The sequence below is a fragment of the Streptomyces sp. Tue6028 genome, from assembly GCF_002300165.1.
GTDB classification, from domain to species: Bacteria; Actinomycetota; Actinomycetes; order Streptomycetales; family Streptomycetaceae; genus Streptomyces; species Streptomyces siamensis.
Genome location: NZ_MLCE01000003.1, coordinates 227517 through 241824 on the forward strand (window position 1 = coordinate 227517; position 14308 = coordinate 241824).

Genomic DNA, 14308 nt, shown 5'->3' on the forward strand with positions numbered 1-14308 from the left:
GTGCATGTAGTCTCGACCGCATGACCTCTCCGCTCACCCACTCCGCGTCACAGGGGCGCTGGACCCCTCGGCTGTGGGGCACCCTGCTGGTGCTCTGCGCCGCGATGTTCCTGGACGCGCTGGACGTGTCGATGGTCGGCGTCGCCCTGCCGTCCATCGGTTCCGAACTCGACCTCTCCACCTCGACGCTCCAATGGATCGTCAGCGGCTACATCCTGGGATACGGCGGACTGCTCCTCCTCGGCGGACGCACCGCCGACCTGCTGGGCCGGCGCCAGGTCTTCCTGGTCGCTCTCGCGGTCTTCGCGCTCGCCTCCCTGCTCGGCGGCCTCGTCGACTCGGGCCCGCTGCTCATCGCCAGCCGCTTCATCAAGGGCCTCAGCGCGGCGTTCACCGCCCCGGCCGGCCTGTCGATCATCACCACGACGTTCGCCGAGGGCCCGCTCCGCAACCGCGCGCTCTCCATCTACACCACCTGCGCGGCCACCGGCTTCTCCATGGGCCTCGTCCTGTCCGGCCTGCTCACCGAGGCGAGCTGGCGGCTGACCATGCTGCTGCCCGCACCCATCGCCGTCATCGCCCTGATCGCCGGACTGAAGCTCATCCCGCGCAGCGAGCGCGAGAAGGACCACCGCGGGTACGACATACCCGGCGCCATCATCGGCACCGGCGCGATGCTGCTGCTCGTCTTCACCGTGGTCCAGGCCCCCGAAGCGGGCTGGGGCTCGGCCCGCACCCTGCTCTCCTTCGCCGCTGTCGCCGTCCTCCTCACCGTCTTCGTGGCCGTCGAGCGACGCAGCCCGAGCCCGCTGATCCGGCTCGGCGTGCTGCGCTCGGGCAGCCAGATCCGGGCCCAGCTCGGCGCGATGGCCTTCTTCGGCTCGTACGTCGGATTCCAGTTCCTGGTGACGCTGTACATGCAGTCGCTGCTGGGCTGGTCCGCCCTGCACACGGCACTCGCCTTCCTGCCCGCCGGCGCGCTGGTGGCGCTGTCCTCCACGAAGGTGGGCGCCGTCGTCGACCGGTTCGGCACACCGCGGCTCATCGCGACGGGCTTCGCCCTGATGGTCGCCGGCTACGCGCTCTTCCTGCGCGTCGACCTCGACCCCGCGTACGCGGCGGCCATCCTGCCGACCATGCTGCTGATCGGCGCGGCCTGCGCGCTGGTCTTCCCCTCGCTCAACATCCAGGCCACCAACGGTGTCGAGGACCACGAGCAGGGCATGGTCTCGGGTCTGCTCAACACCTCGGTACAGGTCGGCGGCGCGATCTTCCTGGCCGTCGTCACCGCGGTCGTGACCGCGAACTCGTCCGAGGGCGCCTCGCCTCAGGCCGTCCTCGACAGCTACCGGCCCGGCCTGATCGTGGTGACCGGCATCGCGCTGGCGGGCCTGCTGATCACCCTGCCGGGACTGCGGACACGGCGCACCGGACACTCGGTCCTGGTCGCCAAGTCCCCTGAGAGGGAGGCGGAGAAGGAGCCCGTGGCGCTCCGCGACTAGGGGGACGCCTCCCCACGGTGTGCGTCCGGCGAGGCCCCTTGCCCCGCCGGACGCACACCTGTTTCACTCGCCGGATGGAGAACCACGGGGGATCATCTGGGCGTTCACGCGGCCCGAATGCGGAACACTCGCACACCGACGGCTCCGCGCGCGGGGCGCGGACCGCTGACGAGGCCCGGACCGCGCCCGAGCGGCGCACCCAGGCTCAGCGGGACGCGATGACCGTGGAGATCGGATACGCGCTGCTCAGCGCGGCGTTCGTGGCGGCCGTCGCCTTCGGGACGGTGGCAGGCCCCACGCTCTTCCTCGACCTGTCGGACACCGCCGTGCGGGCACTCGCCATGACGGGCGTCGGCACGGCCGTCCTCGTCTTCGCCGTACGGGTGGTCACCGTGCTGGTCCGCTTCGGGCGCGAGACCGCCGCTCAGCCCAGCCAGCCCGGCCGCACCAGCCCCGACTCGTAGGCGAGAACGACCAGTTGGGCCCGGTCCCGGGCCCCCAGTTTCACCATCGTGCGACTCACATGAGTCTTCGCGGTCAGCGGGCTGACGACCAGACGGCGGGCGATCTCGTCGTTCGAGAGGCCGATGCCGACCAGGGCCATCACCTCCCTTTCCCGCTCGGTGAGTTCGGCGAGGGACTCCGCGGCCGCCGGCTCCTTGGAACGAGCCGCGAACTCGGAGATCAGCCGCCGCGTCACCCCCGGTGACAGCAGGGCGTCGCCTTCGACCACCGCCCTCACGGCGCGCAGGAGTTCCTCCGGCTCGGTGTCCTTGACGAGGAAGCCGGAGGCCCCCGAGCGGATCGCCTCGAAGACGTACTCGTCCAGCTCGAACGTGGTGAGCATGACGACCTTGACGTCCTTCAGATCCGCGTCGTCGGTGACACGGCGCGTCGCGGCGAGGCCGTCCAGCAGCGGCATCCGGATGTCCATCAGGACGACGTCCGGCCGCAGTTCGCGTACCTTGCGCAGCGCCTCCTCGCCGTCGGCCGCCTCACCGGCCACCTCGATGTCCGGCTGCGCGTCGAGCAACGCCTTGAACCCCGCCCGCACCAGTGACTGGTCGTCGGCGAGCAGTACACGGATCACCCGTCCTCCTCGACCTTCGACGGCAGTACGGCCAGCACGCGGAAACCCCCGTCCCCACGCGGGCCCGCCTCGATCGTGCCACCCAGGGCCGCGGCCCGCTCCCGCATTCCGGCCAGACCGTTGCCGCTTCCGCCCGCGTCGGCGCCGGTGGCCGGTCCGTCGTCGTCGATCCGCAGACGCAGCGTGCTCTGCCCATGATCGAGCCGCACCCGCGCGCGCCGCGAGCCCGAATGCCGTACGACGTTGGTGAGCGCCTCCTGGACGATGCGGAACGCCGCCAGGTCGATCCCGGGCGGCAGCTTGGGCACCGCGTCCGCTCCCTCGACCTCCACCGTGAGGCCCGCGCCAGCCGCCTGCTCGACCAGTTCGGCCAGGCGGTCGAGTCCCGGTGCCGGGGCCCGCGGCGCCTCCCCCGGGGCGCGCAGTGTGTCGAGCACCTGCCGGACCTCGCCGAGCGCCTCCTTGCTGGCGGCCTTGATGGTCGTCAGCGCCGTACGTGCCTGTTCCGGGTCGGAGTCGAGCAGCGCGAGGCCGACGCCCGCCTGGACATTGATCACCGAAATGCTGTGCGCCAGCACGTCGTGGAGCTCACGCGCGATCCGCAGCCGCTCCTCGTCGGCACGCCGCCGCGCGGCCTGCGCCCGTTCGGCCCGGTCACGGGCCCACTGCTCGCGGCGCACCCGGACCAGTTCCGACAGCGCGACGATCGCCACGATCCAGGTGGCGGTCACGATCTCCTGCCCCCAGGACGCCGGCCCGTCCCCGGCGGGCGGCAACCACTGGTACAGCCAGTGCCCCACCAGCACGTGCCCGGCCCAGAGCATGCCGACCGCCGCCCAGGCGGCCCGGCGGTGCCCGCTGACGACCGCGCTGAAGCAGCCCAGCGCGACGGTGAGGAAGACGGGCCCGTACGGGTATCCGGCGCCGAGATACACCAGCGCCGCCCCCGCCGTGCCGAACGCGACGAGCACCGGCCACCGCTGACGCCAGAGCAGCAGCGCACAGGCCACGAGCAACAGCGCCCGTCCGAAGAGGTCGAGTTGGACGCGATCGCCGGTCTGGGAGTGGGCCGCGACGTTCGAGCCGATGAGGACGAAGACCGTCAGCGCGAACGTGGACCGCCACGGCAGGCGGGCGGCCCGCTCCGGGTCGCCCCAGCGGCTCCAGCCGGGCGGCCCGTGCCGCCACCACAGGTGCGGCCCTCCCCACGCCGGGGACCTGGGGGTGCGCTGCTCTTCCATGACGGTCACGCTAGACCTCCCCGGACGGCGACCGCGTCCGCCGGGCGAGGTGATCGGACGTACTCCCCGGGGAGTACCGGGGCGCACTACGGAGCCGGGGCCGACCAGCCCGCCGGACCGGTCCGCACGACTACTCCGCGGGACCGGCCGTCGGCGGGACCACCAGGCCGACTTCGTGGGCCAGGCGCCCCGCCGCGTGCCGGAAGAACGCCTCCCGGTCCTCGACGACCCGGTGGAACTGCCCGAACAGTTCGAAACCGATCAGCCCGTACAGCTGTGCCCACGCGGCCACGAGCGCCGTCACCGTCTCGGGCGGGAGGTCCGGCGCGAGCTCGGCGGCCATGCGCCGCGCCTCCGGCTTCAGCTCGGCGGGCAGCGGCGTGCGGGCCACCCCCTTGTCCTGGTACGCGGCCCTGACGATGGAGATCAGGAGCAGGCCCACCCGGGCGGCGGCCGGGATGGTCGTCTCCGGCGCGGTGTAACCGGGCACCGGCGAGCCGTAGATCAGCGTGTACTCCTGCGGATGCTCCAGCGCCCAGCGGCGCACCGCCGTGCAGACGGTGATCCAGCGCTCCCGGGGGTCCGCCCCGGCCACCTCGGCGTGCGCCGCCTCCGCGGTCTCGCCGAGCGAGTCGTACGCGTCGATGATGAGTGCGGTCAGCAGGTCGTCACGGCTGGGGAAGTAGCGGTACAGCGCGGACGAGACCATGCCCAGTTCGCGGGCCACGGCGCGCAGCGAGAGCTTGGCGGCACCGTCCTCGGCGAGCTGTCTGCGCGCCTCGTCCTTGATGGCCGCGGTGACCTCGATCCTGGCGCGCGCTCGCGCCCCTCGTGCCGTACTCATGCTCGCGTCCCTCGTGCGGTACTCATGCCGGGCAGTCTGACACGTTCGCAGAGCACTGCACACAAAGGAGAGCACCGATCCGAAACCAGATCGATGCTTCCAAGCAAGATCGGCGCCCCGATTGAAGAACGGTGCTCCAAAAAGAGAGCACTGCTCTTGCATTGGTGCACCGATCTGGAGCAGACTACTCCCGAGCGAGAGCAGTGCTCACAAAAGAGAGCGCCGCTCTCTCGATCGATGGGGGTCAACATGTCCACTCACGTCCAGAAGCCCGGCTGGTTCACCGTGAACGTCTTCAACCGCGCGGTCGCCTGGATCACGCGTCGCGGGCTCAGCGTCTGGGGCTCCCGGGTGCTGGCGGTGCGTGGCCGCAAGAGCGGCGAGTGGCGGACGACCCCGGTCAATCTGCTCGTCGTGGACGGGCAGCAGTACCTGGTGGCCCCGCGCGGTCATGTCCAGTGGACGCACAACATGCGGGCGGCGGGCGGCGGCGAGCTGCGACTCGGCAAGAACGTGGACGTGTTCACGGCGACCGAGGTCGCCGACGCGGACAAGGTCCCGCTGCTGCGTGCCTACCTCAAGCGCTGGAAGGCGGAGGTCGGCGTCTTCTTCAACGGTGTCGGCCCCGACTCGTCCAACGAGGAACTGCTGCGCATCGCCCCGGACCACCCGGTCTTCCGCGTCACGGTCACCGGCTGACTCCGGGCACGCGGCTGCCCGGCCGCAGGCGGGCAGCGGCTCACCACGGACCCGGCCGTGGACACGCGGCGACTCGGCGCCGAACCGACCGCCGGCGCACGGCCGCCCACCACGGACCCGGCCGTGGGCACGTCGACCGGCGTCGGGCGTGAGCCGTCGACCGGCGTCCGGCACTGAGCCGTCGGCCGCACCGGACCTTCGAGAGGCCTGCGCGCCCCGGCGTCCAGGGCGCACCGATCCCCGTAACGACCCCGTCCCTCATGCCGAGCTCTACCGACGCCCCGAACTCACCGATTGCCGGCGCCGACGCTCAACCCGGTCCATGCCCCATGCTCAGCCCGGTCCAGGCCCGGCGCTCGACCCCGTCCAGGCCGACGCTCAGCCCTCGGCCGTGCCCGCCGCACCGCGGTCGAACGCCGTCAGGGCCCGCCCGGCCATCGGATGGGTGCGCACCAGCTCGCCGAGCGAGGTCGACCCGCGGGTGATCCCGGTGAAGGCCCTCCACGCGGGCCGGACGGTCGTGAGCGCCGCGTGGAACAGACCGGGGCGGCGCTCGAAGGCGTTGAGCATGCGCTTGCCGACGCTCATCTCGACGCCGAGGCCCGCCTTGACGGCGAAGGCGTAGTTGAGCGCCTGGCGCCGCGCGTCCACCGCGTCGTGCGCCTCGGCGATCCGTACCGCCCACTCCCCCGCGAGCCGCCCGGAACGCAGCGCGAAGGAGATGCCCTCACGCGTCCACGGTTCGAGCAGCCCGGCCGCGTCCCCGCACACCAGGACCCGGCCGCGCGACAGCGGGGAGTCGTCGGCGCGGCAGCGCGTGAGGTGGCCCGAGGAGACCGCCGGTTCGAAGCCGGCGAGGCCGAGGCGGGCGATGAAGTCCTCCAAGTAGCGCTTGGTGGCGGCGCCTTCGCCGCGCGCGGAGATCACGCCGACGGTGAGCGTGTCCCCCTTGGGGAACACCCATCCGTAACTGCCGGGCATGGGGCCCCAGTCGATGAGAACCCGGCCCTGCCAGTCCTCGGCGACGGTCTCCGGGACCGGGATCTCCGCCTCCAGGCCGAGGTCGACCTGGTCGAGCTTCACGCCGACGTGGGCTCCTATGCGGCTGGCGCTGCCGTCGGCGCCGACGACCGCCCTCGCCAGTACCGTCTCGCCGCCCTGGAGCACGACGGCGACGGTGCGCCGGTCGGGGACGGCCGAACCGTGCTGCTCGACCCGGGAGACCGTGACGCCGGTGCGCAGTTCGGCGCCCGCCTTCTGGGCGTGCTCGACGAGCTGCTGGTCGAACTCCGGCCGGTTGATCAGCCCGAACAGCATCTGCTTGGAACGCCGGGTGCGGGTGAACCTGCCGTCGAGCGAGAACGTGACCGCGTGCACCCGGTCCCGGAACGGCAACTCGAAGCCGGGCGGCAGAGCGTCGCGCGACGGGCCGATGATGCCGCCGCCGCACGTCTTGTAGCGGGGCAGCTCCGCCTTCTCCAGCAGCAGGACACTGCGTCCCGCGACCGCTGCCGCGTAGGCGGCCGATGCCCCTGCGGGGCCCGCGCCGACCACGACGACGTCCCACACCCGCTGCCCGTCGTCCGCCGAAGTGTTCTCGCTGCTCACGATGGTCTACTGCTCCCAGTCCAGCCGTCTGCCGCACCTGTCTCCCGCATCCTACGGCGGGCATCGCCGCAGGCCACTGTGGGAGGATCGGCTGTGTATGCGCCCTGCACACCAGTAAGCGCGTACGCACCACCCGATCACCTGTACACAGAAGTCAACGTCGCACCCACAAGGAGCGTGCCCATGTCGTCGAATCCGGTCGCCGAGACCGTCGCCTCGCTCATGCCCCGTGCGAAGGCGGAGCTCGCCGAGCTGGTGGCCTTCAAGTCGGTGGCGGACTTCGACCAATATCCCAAGAGCGAGAGCGAGGGCGCGGCGAACTGGATAGTCGACGCGCTGCGCGCCGAGGGCTTCCAGGACCTGGCGCTGCTCGACACCCCTGACGGCACGCAGTCCGTGTACGGCTTCCTGCCCGGACCGGAGGGTGCGAAGACGGTCCTGCTGTACGCGCACTACGACGTGCAGCCGCCGCTGGACGAGGCGGGCTGGGCGACGCCTCCGTTCGAACTGACGGAGCGCGACGGCCGCTGGTACGGGCGTGGCAGCGCCGACTGCAAGGGCGGCGTCATCATGCACCTGCTCGCCCTGCGGGCGCTGAAGGCCAACGGCGGCGTCCCGGTGCACGTCAAGGTGATCGTCGAGGGTTCGGAGGAGCAGGGCACCGGCGGTCTTGAGCGGTACGCCGAGGAGCACCCGGAGTTGCTGACGGCCGACACCATCGTCATCGGCGACGCCGGCAACTTCCGCGCCGGGCTGCCGACGGTGACCGCGACGCTGCGCGGCATGACCCTCGTACGCGTTCAGGTGGACACCCTCGAAGGGAACCTGCACTCGGGGCAGTTCGGCGGGGCGGCGCCCGACGCGCTGGCGGCACTGATCCGCGTCCTGGACTCGCTGCGGGCCGAGGACGGTTCGACGACGGTCGACGGTCTCGCGGGCGACGCGGCCTGGGACGGGCTGCAGTACGACGAGGAGTCGTTCCGCAAGGACGCCAAGGTGCTCGACGGGGTGGAACTCATCGGCTCCGGGACGATCGCCGACCGCATCTGGGCGCGTCCGGCCGTGACCGTCCTCGGCATCGACTGCCCGCCGGTGGTCGGCGCGACGGCCTCCGTGCAGGCGGGCGCCCGCGCGCTGGTGAGCCTGCGGGTGCCGCCGGGCGCGGACGCCGCCGAGGCGACCAAGCTGCTCCAGGCCCACCTGGAGACGCGTACGCCGTGGGGCGCGCGGGTCAGCACCGAGCAGATCGGCCAGGGCCAGCCGTTCCGCGCCGACACGTCGAGCCCGGCGTACGCGGCGATGACCGAGGCCATGTCGGTCGCGTACGCGGGCCAGGAGATGCAGTACGCGGGCCTGGGCGGCTCCATCCCGCTGTGCAACACCCTCGCCTCGCTGTACCCGCAGGCCGAGATCCTGCTCATCGGCCTGAGCGAGCCGGAGGCGCAGATCCACGCGGTGAACGAGGGCGTCTCACCGGACGAGCTGGAGCGTCTGTCGGTCGCCGAGGCGCTGTTCCTGCGGAACTACGCGGCGAGCTGACCGCTCTTCCGGCCGGGCGCCGGGCATGAGCGGTCGACCCCGACCGCTCATGCCCGCCGTCCGGCGTCCGTCTTCTGATGCTCGGCATCCGGCGTCTGACGCCCGTCATCCGTCATCCGACCGGAGAAGGCCGCGCACGAGCCGACCCGACTCCGCCGCGTCACCCCACGGGGACCCCTGACTCCAGGTAGAGCGCCGCGCCCCGTTCGCGCGCCCGCAGGGCCCAGCGCAGCCGTTCGTAGCGCACGGGCGGCAGGAGGTCGGCCGCCTCCTCCTCGGTGGCGAAGCGCCAGTCGCGGAGCTCGGGTCCGGGGAGCAGCAGTCGCCGGGTGGCCGCCACGTCGAGGCGGCCACCGTCGAACAGCAGTCGCAGACCGCCGTAGCCGGGGGGCTTGGGCGACTCCCAGTCGACGACCAGGAGCCGGGGCACGTCCTCGAGCGTGAGGCCGGTCTCCTCGGCGACCTCGCGCATGCCGGCGCGGGCGGGGGCCTCGCCGGGCTCGACGACGCCGCCGGGGAATTCCCAGCCGGGCTTGTACGTCGGGTCGACGAGGAGCACCCGGTCCTGCTCGTCGAAGAGGAGCACTCCGGCGGCGACGGTCTCCGCGGTGGGTTCGGGGGTCTGCACGATGTCGCAGACGGGTACCTCCCCGGTCCGCACGGCCTCGGCGATGCGGACCGCCGCGTCGTACGGGGTGAGGGCGCTGGTGTCCACGGGATGGGCGTCCGCAGTGAGCCAGGAGCCGAGCGCGGCACGGTAGGGCTCGATGTGGTCGTAGGACCACTGGCGCACCCTGATCTCGCCGTCGGGCAGTTCCGGCGGCACCTCACGGTCGGCTATTCGCTCGCGCAGGATCGTTTCCGCCGGGGCGAGGAGCACATGCCGTACGGAGACACGGCGCGCGGCCAGGCCTCCGAAGATCTCGTCGCGGTATTCCTGGCGGAGCAGGGTCATCGGGACCACGAGGACACCACCGAGCTCGGCGAGCATCGCCGCCGCGGTGTCGACCACCAGACGTCGCCAGATCGGCAGGTCCTGGAAGTCGCCGACCTCGGCGAGGTGCTTGGCCGGCAGCAGGTGCGTGAGTGCGCCGCCGATGACCTCGGGGTCGAAGAGCGTGCTGTTCGGGATCAGCTCGATCAGTTCCCGTGCGGTGGTGGTCTTCCCCGCACCGAACGCACCGTTGATCCAGACGATCACGATTCCCCCTCTTCTGTTGGCCCCCTGTGGCTTGCCCGCTCCACCCTGCCACGGAAACCAGCCCCTGATGAGGGCGCCCACAGCACGGCGCCGGTGCCCCGTCCCCGGGCACCGGCGCCGTGGAAGGAACCCTTCAGCCGTTCTCCCCGCCCAGCGCGTCCTGGTCGACGGCCAGACTGTCGCTGCTGATCGTGTGATCGACGGTGCTGAGGGAGTCACCGACGTTCAGATCACCCAGCGCGTCCCCGTCCAGGGCGTGGGAGGGGGTGATCGCCGCGACGACGAACCCGGTGGCGAGGGAGGCGATGGCGAGCATGCTGCGCTTCTTCATGCCCGGTTCAACTGGCAAACCGCCGAAGGGTCACGCGCGCCGTCCGAGATGCCGAGCATTTCCCACCGGCACACCCGGCACCTCCGGCACCCACCAGTGGAGGCGGTCGAGCAGTAGGCCGTACGGCCGAACTCGGCTATCGGCCCTGGTGAAGGCGTTCTAGCGTGGTCTCCCCGACTGAAGGAGTGAGGATGCCGGAGAGGGCGAAGCTGGACCGGCTGGGCAAAGAGGCTCGCGCCGTGAAGTTCCCCGACGGCAGCAAGGGGGTCATCCTGGTCGAGGCGGGGACACCGCAGGACGAGGCGGACGAGATCGCTGCCCGGCTGTGGGCGGAGTCGCCGGAGGCGGGCGTACCGGGTGACCTGGGCGGCTCACTGCTGGACGGCATGTGATCCCGACGGGTGCATGAGCGGCGTCCGGGGCCGGGAGGCACCGGACGCGGCGTCGGCATTGCTCCGTTCGGGCGCGGCCGGGTTACGGACCGGGCGGTGGATCGTTTCTCCAGATATGAGCAGAAGTCGCAGGTTGCGGGATCTGGCAGGGCCGGCGGCGTTCGAGCAGTTGCAGGCGCAGCTGGCCCGTTCGGCCGCGTGCGTGACCAAGGGACGGAAGTCCGCGCGGGGAAGAGCGGCCGAGGCCGCGGTCTCTTCTCCGGACGCGGAGTCGGACGACGAGGGTGGCGAGGCGGCGGCCCTCGGTACGGGCTGAGACCGCACGGCCGGGCGGCCTCGTGCGTCGAAGGGGTGCGTGCTCTCGGCGCGCGCCGAGGTGTGCCTGCGCGCAGGACGCTCCCTGCCGTTACGGAGCGGCTCCATAGGATCGCCGGCATGGCGCTGCGACCTGTCATGGTGAACATCAAGGATGTCGATCACTCGGCGGTCGGCCGGTTCTGGGCGGAAGCGCTCGGCTGGAGTGCCTACAGCCCTCGCCCCGTCCTGACGCGGAGCAAGCGGAGCAGCAGGTGCGAGGAGGGGGCGACTTCCCCTCGCAGACCGCTGTGGACGAGCCGCCAGGGCCTCTCGGTGCGCTTGCCGGGAGGCCCTGTCGGACAGCGTGCGCGCACGTCGAGCCCTACCCCTTCGTCGACCCCAGCGTCAGTCCCGCGATGAAGTGCCGCTGCAGGAGCAGGAACACGAGGATCGTCGGGAGGGCGACGAGGACCGAGCCCGCGGCCAGCAGGTTGTAGTCGGTGAAGAACTGGCCCCGGAGGTTGTTCAGGGACGACGTGACGGGGAGCTTGTCGGGGTTGGAGATGAAGATCAGGGCCCAGAGGAAGTCGTTGTAGATCCAGGTGAATTCGAGCGTGCCGAGGGCGGCGAGCGCGGGCCGGCACAGCGGAAGCGTGATGCGCCAGAACTGGGTCCAGACCCCGGCGCCGTCGACCACCGCGGCCTCGAGGATCTCCTGCGGCAGGGTCCGCATGAAGTTCGCGAGCACGAAGACGCAGAAGCCCAGCTGGAAGCCGACGTTGACGATGATCACGGCCCAGTAGGAGTCGTACATCGTGAGGGAGTCGGACATCCACCAGGGCAGTGGGATCTTGTTGAACAGGACGTACAGCGGAGTCACGATCACCTGCTGCGGCAGCAGGTTGCCCGCCGTGAAGAACATCAGCAGGACGAGGCCGCCCCGCAGCTTGAGGCGGGACACCGCGAACGCGACGAAGGACGCCAGGAACAGGGTGACGAGCACCCCGGGGACGGCGATGAGCAGCGTGTTGGTGAAGTACTTCCCCATGCCGGACTCGGTGTAGGCCCGGCGGTAGTAGTCGAAGGACAGGTGCCTCGGGAACGAGAAGTAGCCGTGCTGCGCGGTGTCCTCGTACGGCCGCAGCGAGGCGTAGACGGCGAGCAGGAGCGGGGCGAGGAAGGCCAGGGACACACCCATCAGGAAGATGTGCACGCCGAAGCGGCCGGGACGCGGCCCGCGGCGGGGCGTGGGCCGTCGTGTCGTGGCGGGCTCCGTCCGGACGGGCGCGTCGGTGCGGATGTCGGCGGTCATCGGTCGCGCGCACCTCGCAGCTCTTGGACCAGGAACGTCACGATGAATCCCAGGGAGACGGTGAGCAGGACGACCGCGATGGCGGAGCCGAAGCCGATGCGGCTGGCCTCACCGATGATGTTGTCGGTGATCAGGACGGAGAGGAGTTCCAGGCCGTTGCGGCCCTTGTTGACGGCGTAGACGATGTCGAAGGCGCGCAGCGCCTCGATGACGGTGATGACGCCGACGATGACGTTGACGGGGCGCAGCGTCGGGAAGACGACGCGGAAGAAGGTCTGGCGGGCGTTGGCGCCGTCGATGGCGGCCGCTTCCTTCAACTGCGGGTCCACGGACTTGAGTCCGGCCAGGTAGAGGATCATCACGTAGCCGGTGTGCCGCCAGCTCGCCGCGATCATCATCATCCAGAGGTTGAGGTGCGAGTCGCCGAGCCAGTCGATGGGGTCGTCGTGGTTGTTCAGGATCGTGTTGACCACGCCCTGGTCGGTGCCCAGGACCAGTTGGGCGATGAAGCCGACGATGGCGAGGGAGAGCACGACCGGCAGGTAGATCGTCGACTGGTAGAAGCGGCTGAAGCGGACGCCCCTGTCGATGAGGACGGCCAGGAAGAGGCCGAAGGGCGTGGCGATCAGGCCGAGGAAGAGCAGCCACAGGATGTTGTGGCGGACGGCCGGCCAGAAGACCGGGTAGTTCTCGGCCATGTTCTTGTAGTTGTCGCCGCCGACCCAGTGGATGTCGCCGATGCCGTCCCAGGAGGTGAAGGAGAGTCCGATGGAGGCGAGGGTCGGGCCCCAGACGATGGCGATGTCGAGCAGGACGGGTATGCCGAGGAGCACGCCGAGGACGACGACGTCGCGGCGGGTGAACCGCCGCAGCCGTCGTCGTCCCGCGCGCCGTGGGATGTTGAGCGCCACGGAACGTCTTCCCCCAGGTTCAGCCGACGGGCGACGAGAAGATGGTCTTCTTCTGCCGTTCGATGCTGTTGCAGAGACCGTCGACGTCCTTCGGGTTTCCGATGAAGTCCTGGATCGCCTTGATCATGACGGTCGAGGCGAAGTCGGGCCGGGTGTCGCGGTCCATGAACTGTGAGATCTGTTTGGCTCCGGACACCAGCTCGGCCGACTTCTTCTGCAGGGCCGTGTACTTGGAGGTGTCGGCGCCGTCGTTGACCGCCACATTGTTGGGGTCGAGCGCGAGATAGGTGTCCTCGGCCTTGGGGGTGCCCAGCCATTTCAGCAGGGCTTCGGCCCCGTCGACGTTCTTCGACTTCTTGGCGACGAGGAATCCGTCGATGGGCGCTTCCACGGCGTCCTGCGCGTACTGCGGGTCGATCTCGGGGAAGGCGAAGAAGTCGATGTCGTCGCGCTCGTTCTCCGGGAACTGGGTTCCGGGGTGCGGCATTCCGAACACCGCCATGCCGGTCTTGCGCTGCTGGAGGCTCTGGCCGGCCTCTTCCCAGGTACGGCCGAGGGCGCCCTTCTGGTAGTACGGCATGAGTTCGCGCCAGGTGTCGAAGACGTTCTTGACCTTGGTGTCGGTCCACGCCTCCTCGCCCGCCATCAGGGACTTGTGGAAGTCGTATCCGTTCAGCCGCATGTTGATGTAGTCGAAGGTGCCCATGGCGGGCCAGCCGTCCTTGTCGCAGAACGCGACAGGGGTGCCGTCCTTCGACATCTTCTTGGCGAGCGCGACGAACTCGTCCCATTTCGCGGGCTGTTCGTAGCCCTGCTTCGCGAAGAGGCTCTTCCGGTGGAAGACGGCCCACGGATAGTAGTAGTACGGCACGAAGTACTGCTTGCCCTCGTGCGTGGACTGCTCCTTGAGCGCGTCGGAGAACCCGTCGAAGCCGCTCCAGACGTCACTGATCTCGTGCAGCAGCCCCTTCTCGGCGAAGTACTGCATGCGGTATCCGGCGAACCACATGAAGACGTCGTCGGGCGTGCCTTGGAGATAGCGGTTGATGTTCTCCTGGAAGTCGTTGTGGTCCTTGGTGTTGACCTTGACCTTCTTGCCGGTCTTCTTCTCGTACGCCGCGAAGGCCGCCGCGTAGGCCTTCTTGGGGACCTCGTCCGACGCGTTGGACCCCACGGTGACTTCGTTCTTGTTCCCTCCCGGTCCGTCGCCGCACGCGGACAGCAGGGCGGGGAGCGAGACCGCGCCGATTCCGACGGCCGCACCTCGCAGGAGATTTCGCCGGGACATCCGATGTCCTGTGGAACCTTCGGGCACGACAAGCCCGTCCGACGATGACTGTG

At 70.3% G+C, this 14308-nt stretch carries 15 protein-coding genes and 1 pseudogene; 7 read left to right on the top strand and 9 right to left on the bottom strand.

Annotated features, from left to right (window positions below; translation table 11 throughout):
* Positions 1–20 precede the first annotated feature (20 nt).
* Positions 21–1502: an MFS transporter gene (locus tag BKI49_RS02880; protein WP_095932568.1), complete on the top strand. Its 1482-nt coding sequence runs from the start codon at positions 21–23 to the stop codon at positions 1500–1502.
* A 218-nt stretch (positions 1503–1720) separates the two neighbouring features.
* Complete coding sequence (locus BKI49_RS02885) at positions 1721–1966, top strand: DUF6332 family protein (RefSeq protein WP_095932569.1); 246 nt, start codon at positions 1721–1723, stop codon at positions 1964–1966.
* Here the strand turns inward: BKI49_RS02885 and BKI49_RS02890 are convergent.
* The 3 genes from BKI49_RS02890 to BKI49_RS02900 all read right to left on the bottom strand — a co-directional run bounded on the left by BKI49_RS02890 (position 1927) and on the right by BKI49_RS02900 (position 4677).
* The gene (locus tag BKI49_RS02890) at positions 1927–2592 is read right to left on the bottom strand and encodes a response regulator (RefSeq protein ID WP_095932570.1); all 666 of its coding nucleotides are present in this window, start codon (positions 2590–2592) and stop codon (positions 1927–1929) included. The genes BKI49_RS02885 and BKI49_RS02890 overlap by 40 nt on opposite strands.
* Positions 2589–3833 carry a sensor histidine kinase gene (locus BKI49_RS02895; RefSeq protein WP_095932621.1) on the bottom strand — a complete coding sequence of 415 codons (1245 nt, stop codon included), beginning with the start codon at positions 3831–3833 and terminating at the stop codon, positions 2589–2591. Before BKI49_RS02895 ends, BKI49_RS02890 begins: the two co-directional genes overlap by 4 nt.
* A 130-nt stretch (positions 3834–3963) precedes the next feature.
* Positions 3964–4677, bottom strand: a complete 714-nt coding sequence (locus BKI49_RS02900) for a TetR/AcrR family transcriptional regulator (RefSeq protein WP_095932571.1) — start codon at positions 4675–4677, stop codon at positions 3964–3966.
* A gap of 249 nt (positions 4678–4926) precedes the next feature.
* Here BKI49_RS02900 and BKI49_RS02905 point away from each other — a divergent pair, with 249 nt between their 5' ends.
* A complete protein-coding gene (locus BKI49_RS02905; RefSeq protein ID WP_028799650.1) occupies positions 4927–5376 on the top strand; it encodes a nitroreductase family deazaflavin-dependent oxidoreductase in 450 nt (149 codons plus the stop codon).
* A gap of 378 nt (positions 5377–5754) precedes the next feature.
* Here BKI49_RS02905 and BKI49_RS02910 read toward each other — a convergent pair whose 3' ends face one another.
* A complete protein-coding gene (locus tag BKI49_RS02910; protein ID WP_095932572.1) occupies positions 5755–6984 on the bottom strand; it encodes a geranylgeranyl reductase family protein in 1230 nt (409 codons plus the stop codon).
* A gap of 183 nt (positions 6985–7167) precedes the next feature.
* Here BKI49_RS02910 and BKI49_RS02915 point away from each other — a divergent pair, with 183 nt between their 5' ends.
* Complete coding sequence (locus tag BKI49_RS02915) at positions 7168–8523, top strand: dipeptidase (protein WP_095932573.1); 1356 nt, start codon at positions 7168–7170, stop codon at positions 8521–8523.
* A 160-nt stretch (positions 8524–8683) separates the two neighbouring features.
* Here the strand turns inward: BKI49_RS02915 and BKI49_RS02920 are convergent, their stop codons facing one another.
* Entirely contained in the window at positions 8684–9727 is a 1044-nt protein-coding gene (locus BKI49_RS02920) for an NUDIX hydrolase (protein ID WP_095932622.1), read from the bottom strand.
* A 130-nt stretch (positions 9728–9857) separates the two neighbouring features.
* Complete coding sequence (locus tag BKI49_RS02925; RefSeq protein WP_095932574.1) at positions 9858–10055, bottom strand: hypothetical protein; 198 nt, start codon at positions 10053–10055, stop codon at positions 9858–9860.
* Positions 10056–10246: 191 nt separating this feature from the next.
* Here BKI49_RS02925 and BKI49_RS02930 point away from each other — a divergent pair, with 191 nt between their 5' ends.
* The 3 genes and pseudogenes from BKI49_RS02930 to BKI49_RS35650 all read left to right on the top strand — a co-directional run.
* Positions 10247–10447, top strand: a complete 201-nt coding sequence (locus BKI49_RS02930) for a hypothetical protein (protein WP_095932575.1) — start codon at positions 10247–10249, stop codon at positions 10445–10447.
* A 133-nt stretch (positions 10448–10580) separates the two neighbouring features.
* Entirely contained in the window at positions 10581–10763 is a 183-nt protein-coding gene (locus BKI49_RS02935) for a hypothetical protein (RefSeq protein WP_143658362.1), read from the top strand.
* A 119-nt stretch (positions 10764–10882) separates the two neighbouring features.
* Positions 10883–10981 (top strand): annotated as a pseudogene (locus BKI49_RS35650) (VOC family protein); the annotation flags it as partial.
* Positions 10982–11126: 145 nt separating this feature from the next.
* Here BKI49_RS35650 and BKI49_RS02945 read toward each other — a convergent pair.
* From BKI49_RS02945 to BKI49_RS02955, 3 genes are read right to left on the bottom strand one after another with little or no spacing between them, the layout of a single operon-like run.
* A complete protein-coding gene (locus tag BKI49_RS02945) occupies positions 11127–12056 on the bottom strand; it encodes a carbohydrate ABC transporter permease (protein WP_095932577.1) in 930 nt (309 codons plus the stop codon).
* Positions 12053–12967, bottom strand: coding sequence for a carbohydrate ABC transporter permease (locus tag BKI49_RS02950; RefSeq protein WP_095932578.1), 915 nt, complete (start codon positions 12965–12967; stop codon positions 12053–12055). The genes BKI49_RS02945 and BKI49_RS02950 overlap by 4 nt, the downstream gene beginning before the upstream one ends.
* A gap of 19 nt (positions 12968–12986) precedes the next feature.
* Positions 12987–14255 (bottom strand): ABC transporter substrate-binding protein, encoded by a 1269-nt coding sequence (locus tag BKI49_RS02955; protein ID WP_095932579.1) that lies wholly within the window; start codon positions 14253–14255, stop codon positions 12987–12989.
* Positions 14256–14308 lie beyond the last annotated feature (53 nt).

Excerpts from the sequence above, each read along its gene's own strand:
- BKI49_RS02880 (WP_095932568.1), top strand. The coding sequence starts at position 21 with ATGACCTCTCCGCTCACCCACTCCGCGTCACAGGGGCGCTGGACCCCT.
- BKI49_RS02885 (WP_095932569.1), top strand. The coding sequence starts at position 1,721 with ATGACCGTGGAGATCGGATACGCGCTGCTCAGCGCGGCGTTCGTGGCG.
- BKI49_RS02895 (WP_095932621.1), bottom strand. The coding sequence starts at position 3,833 with ATGGAAGAGCAGCGCACCCCCAGGTCCCCGGCGTGGGGAGGGCCGCAC.
- BKI49_RS02900 (WP_095932571.1), bottom strand. The coding sequence starts at position 4,677 with ATGAGTACGGCACGAGGGGCGCGAGCGCGCGCCAGGATCGAGGTCACC.
- BKI49_RS02905 (WP_028799650.1), top strand. The coding sequence starts at position 4,927 with ATGTCCACTCACGTCCAGAAGCCCGGCTGGTTCACCGTGAACGTCTTC.
- BKI49_RS02915 (WP_095932573.1), top strand. The coding sequence starts at position 7,168 with ATGTCGTCGAATCCGGTCGCCGAGACCGTCGCCTCGCTCATGCCCCGT.
- BKI49_RS02925 (WP_095932574.1), bottom strand. The coding sequence starts at position 10,055 with ATGAAGAAGCGCAGCATGCTCGCCATCGCCTCCCTCGCCACCGGGTTC.
- BKI49_RS02930 (WP_095932575.1), top strand. The coding sequence starts at position 10,247 with ATGCCGGAGAGGGCGAAGCTGGACCGGCTGGGCAAAGAGGCTCGCGCC.
- BKI49_RS02945 (WP_095932577.1), bottom strand. The coding sequence starts at position 12,056 with ATGACCGCCGACATCCGCACCGACGCGCCCGTCCGGACGGAGCCCGCC.
- BKI49_RS02955 (WP_095932579.1), bottom strand. The coding sequence starts at position 14,255 with ATGTCCCGGCGAAATCTCCTGCGAGGTGCGGCCGTCGGAATCGGCGCG.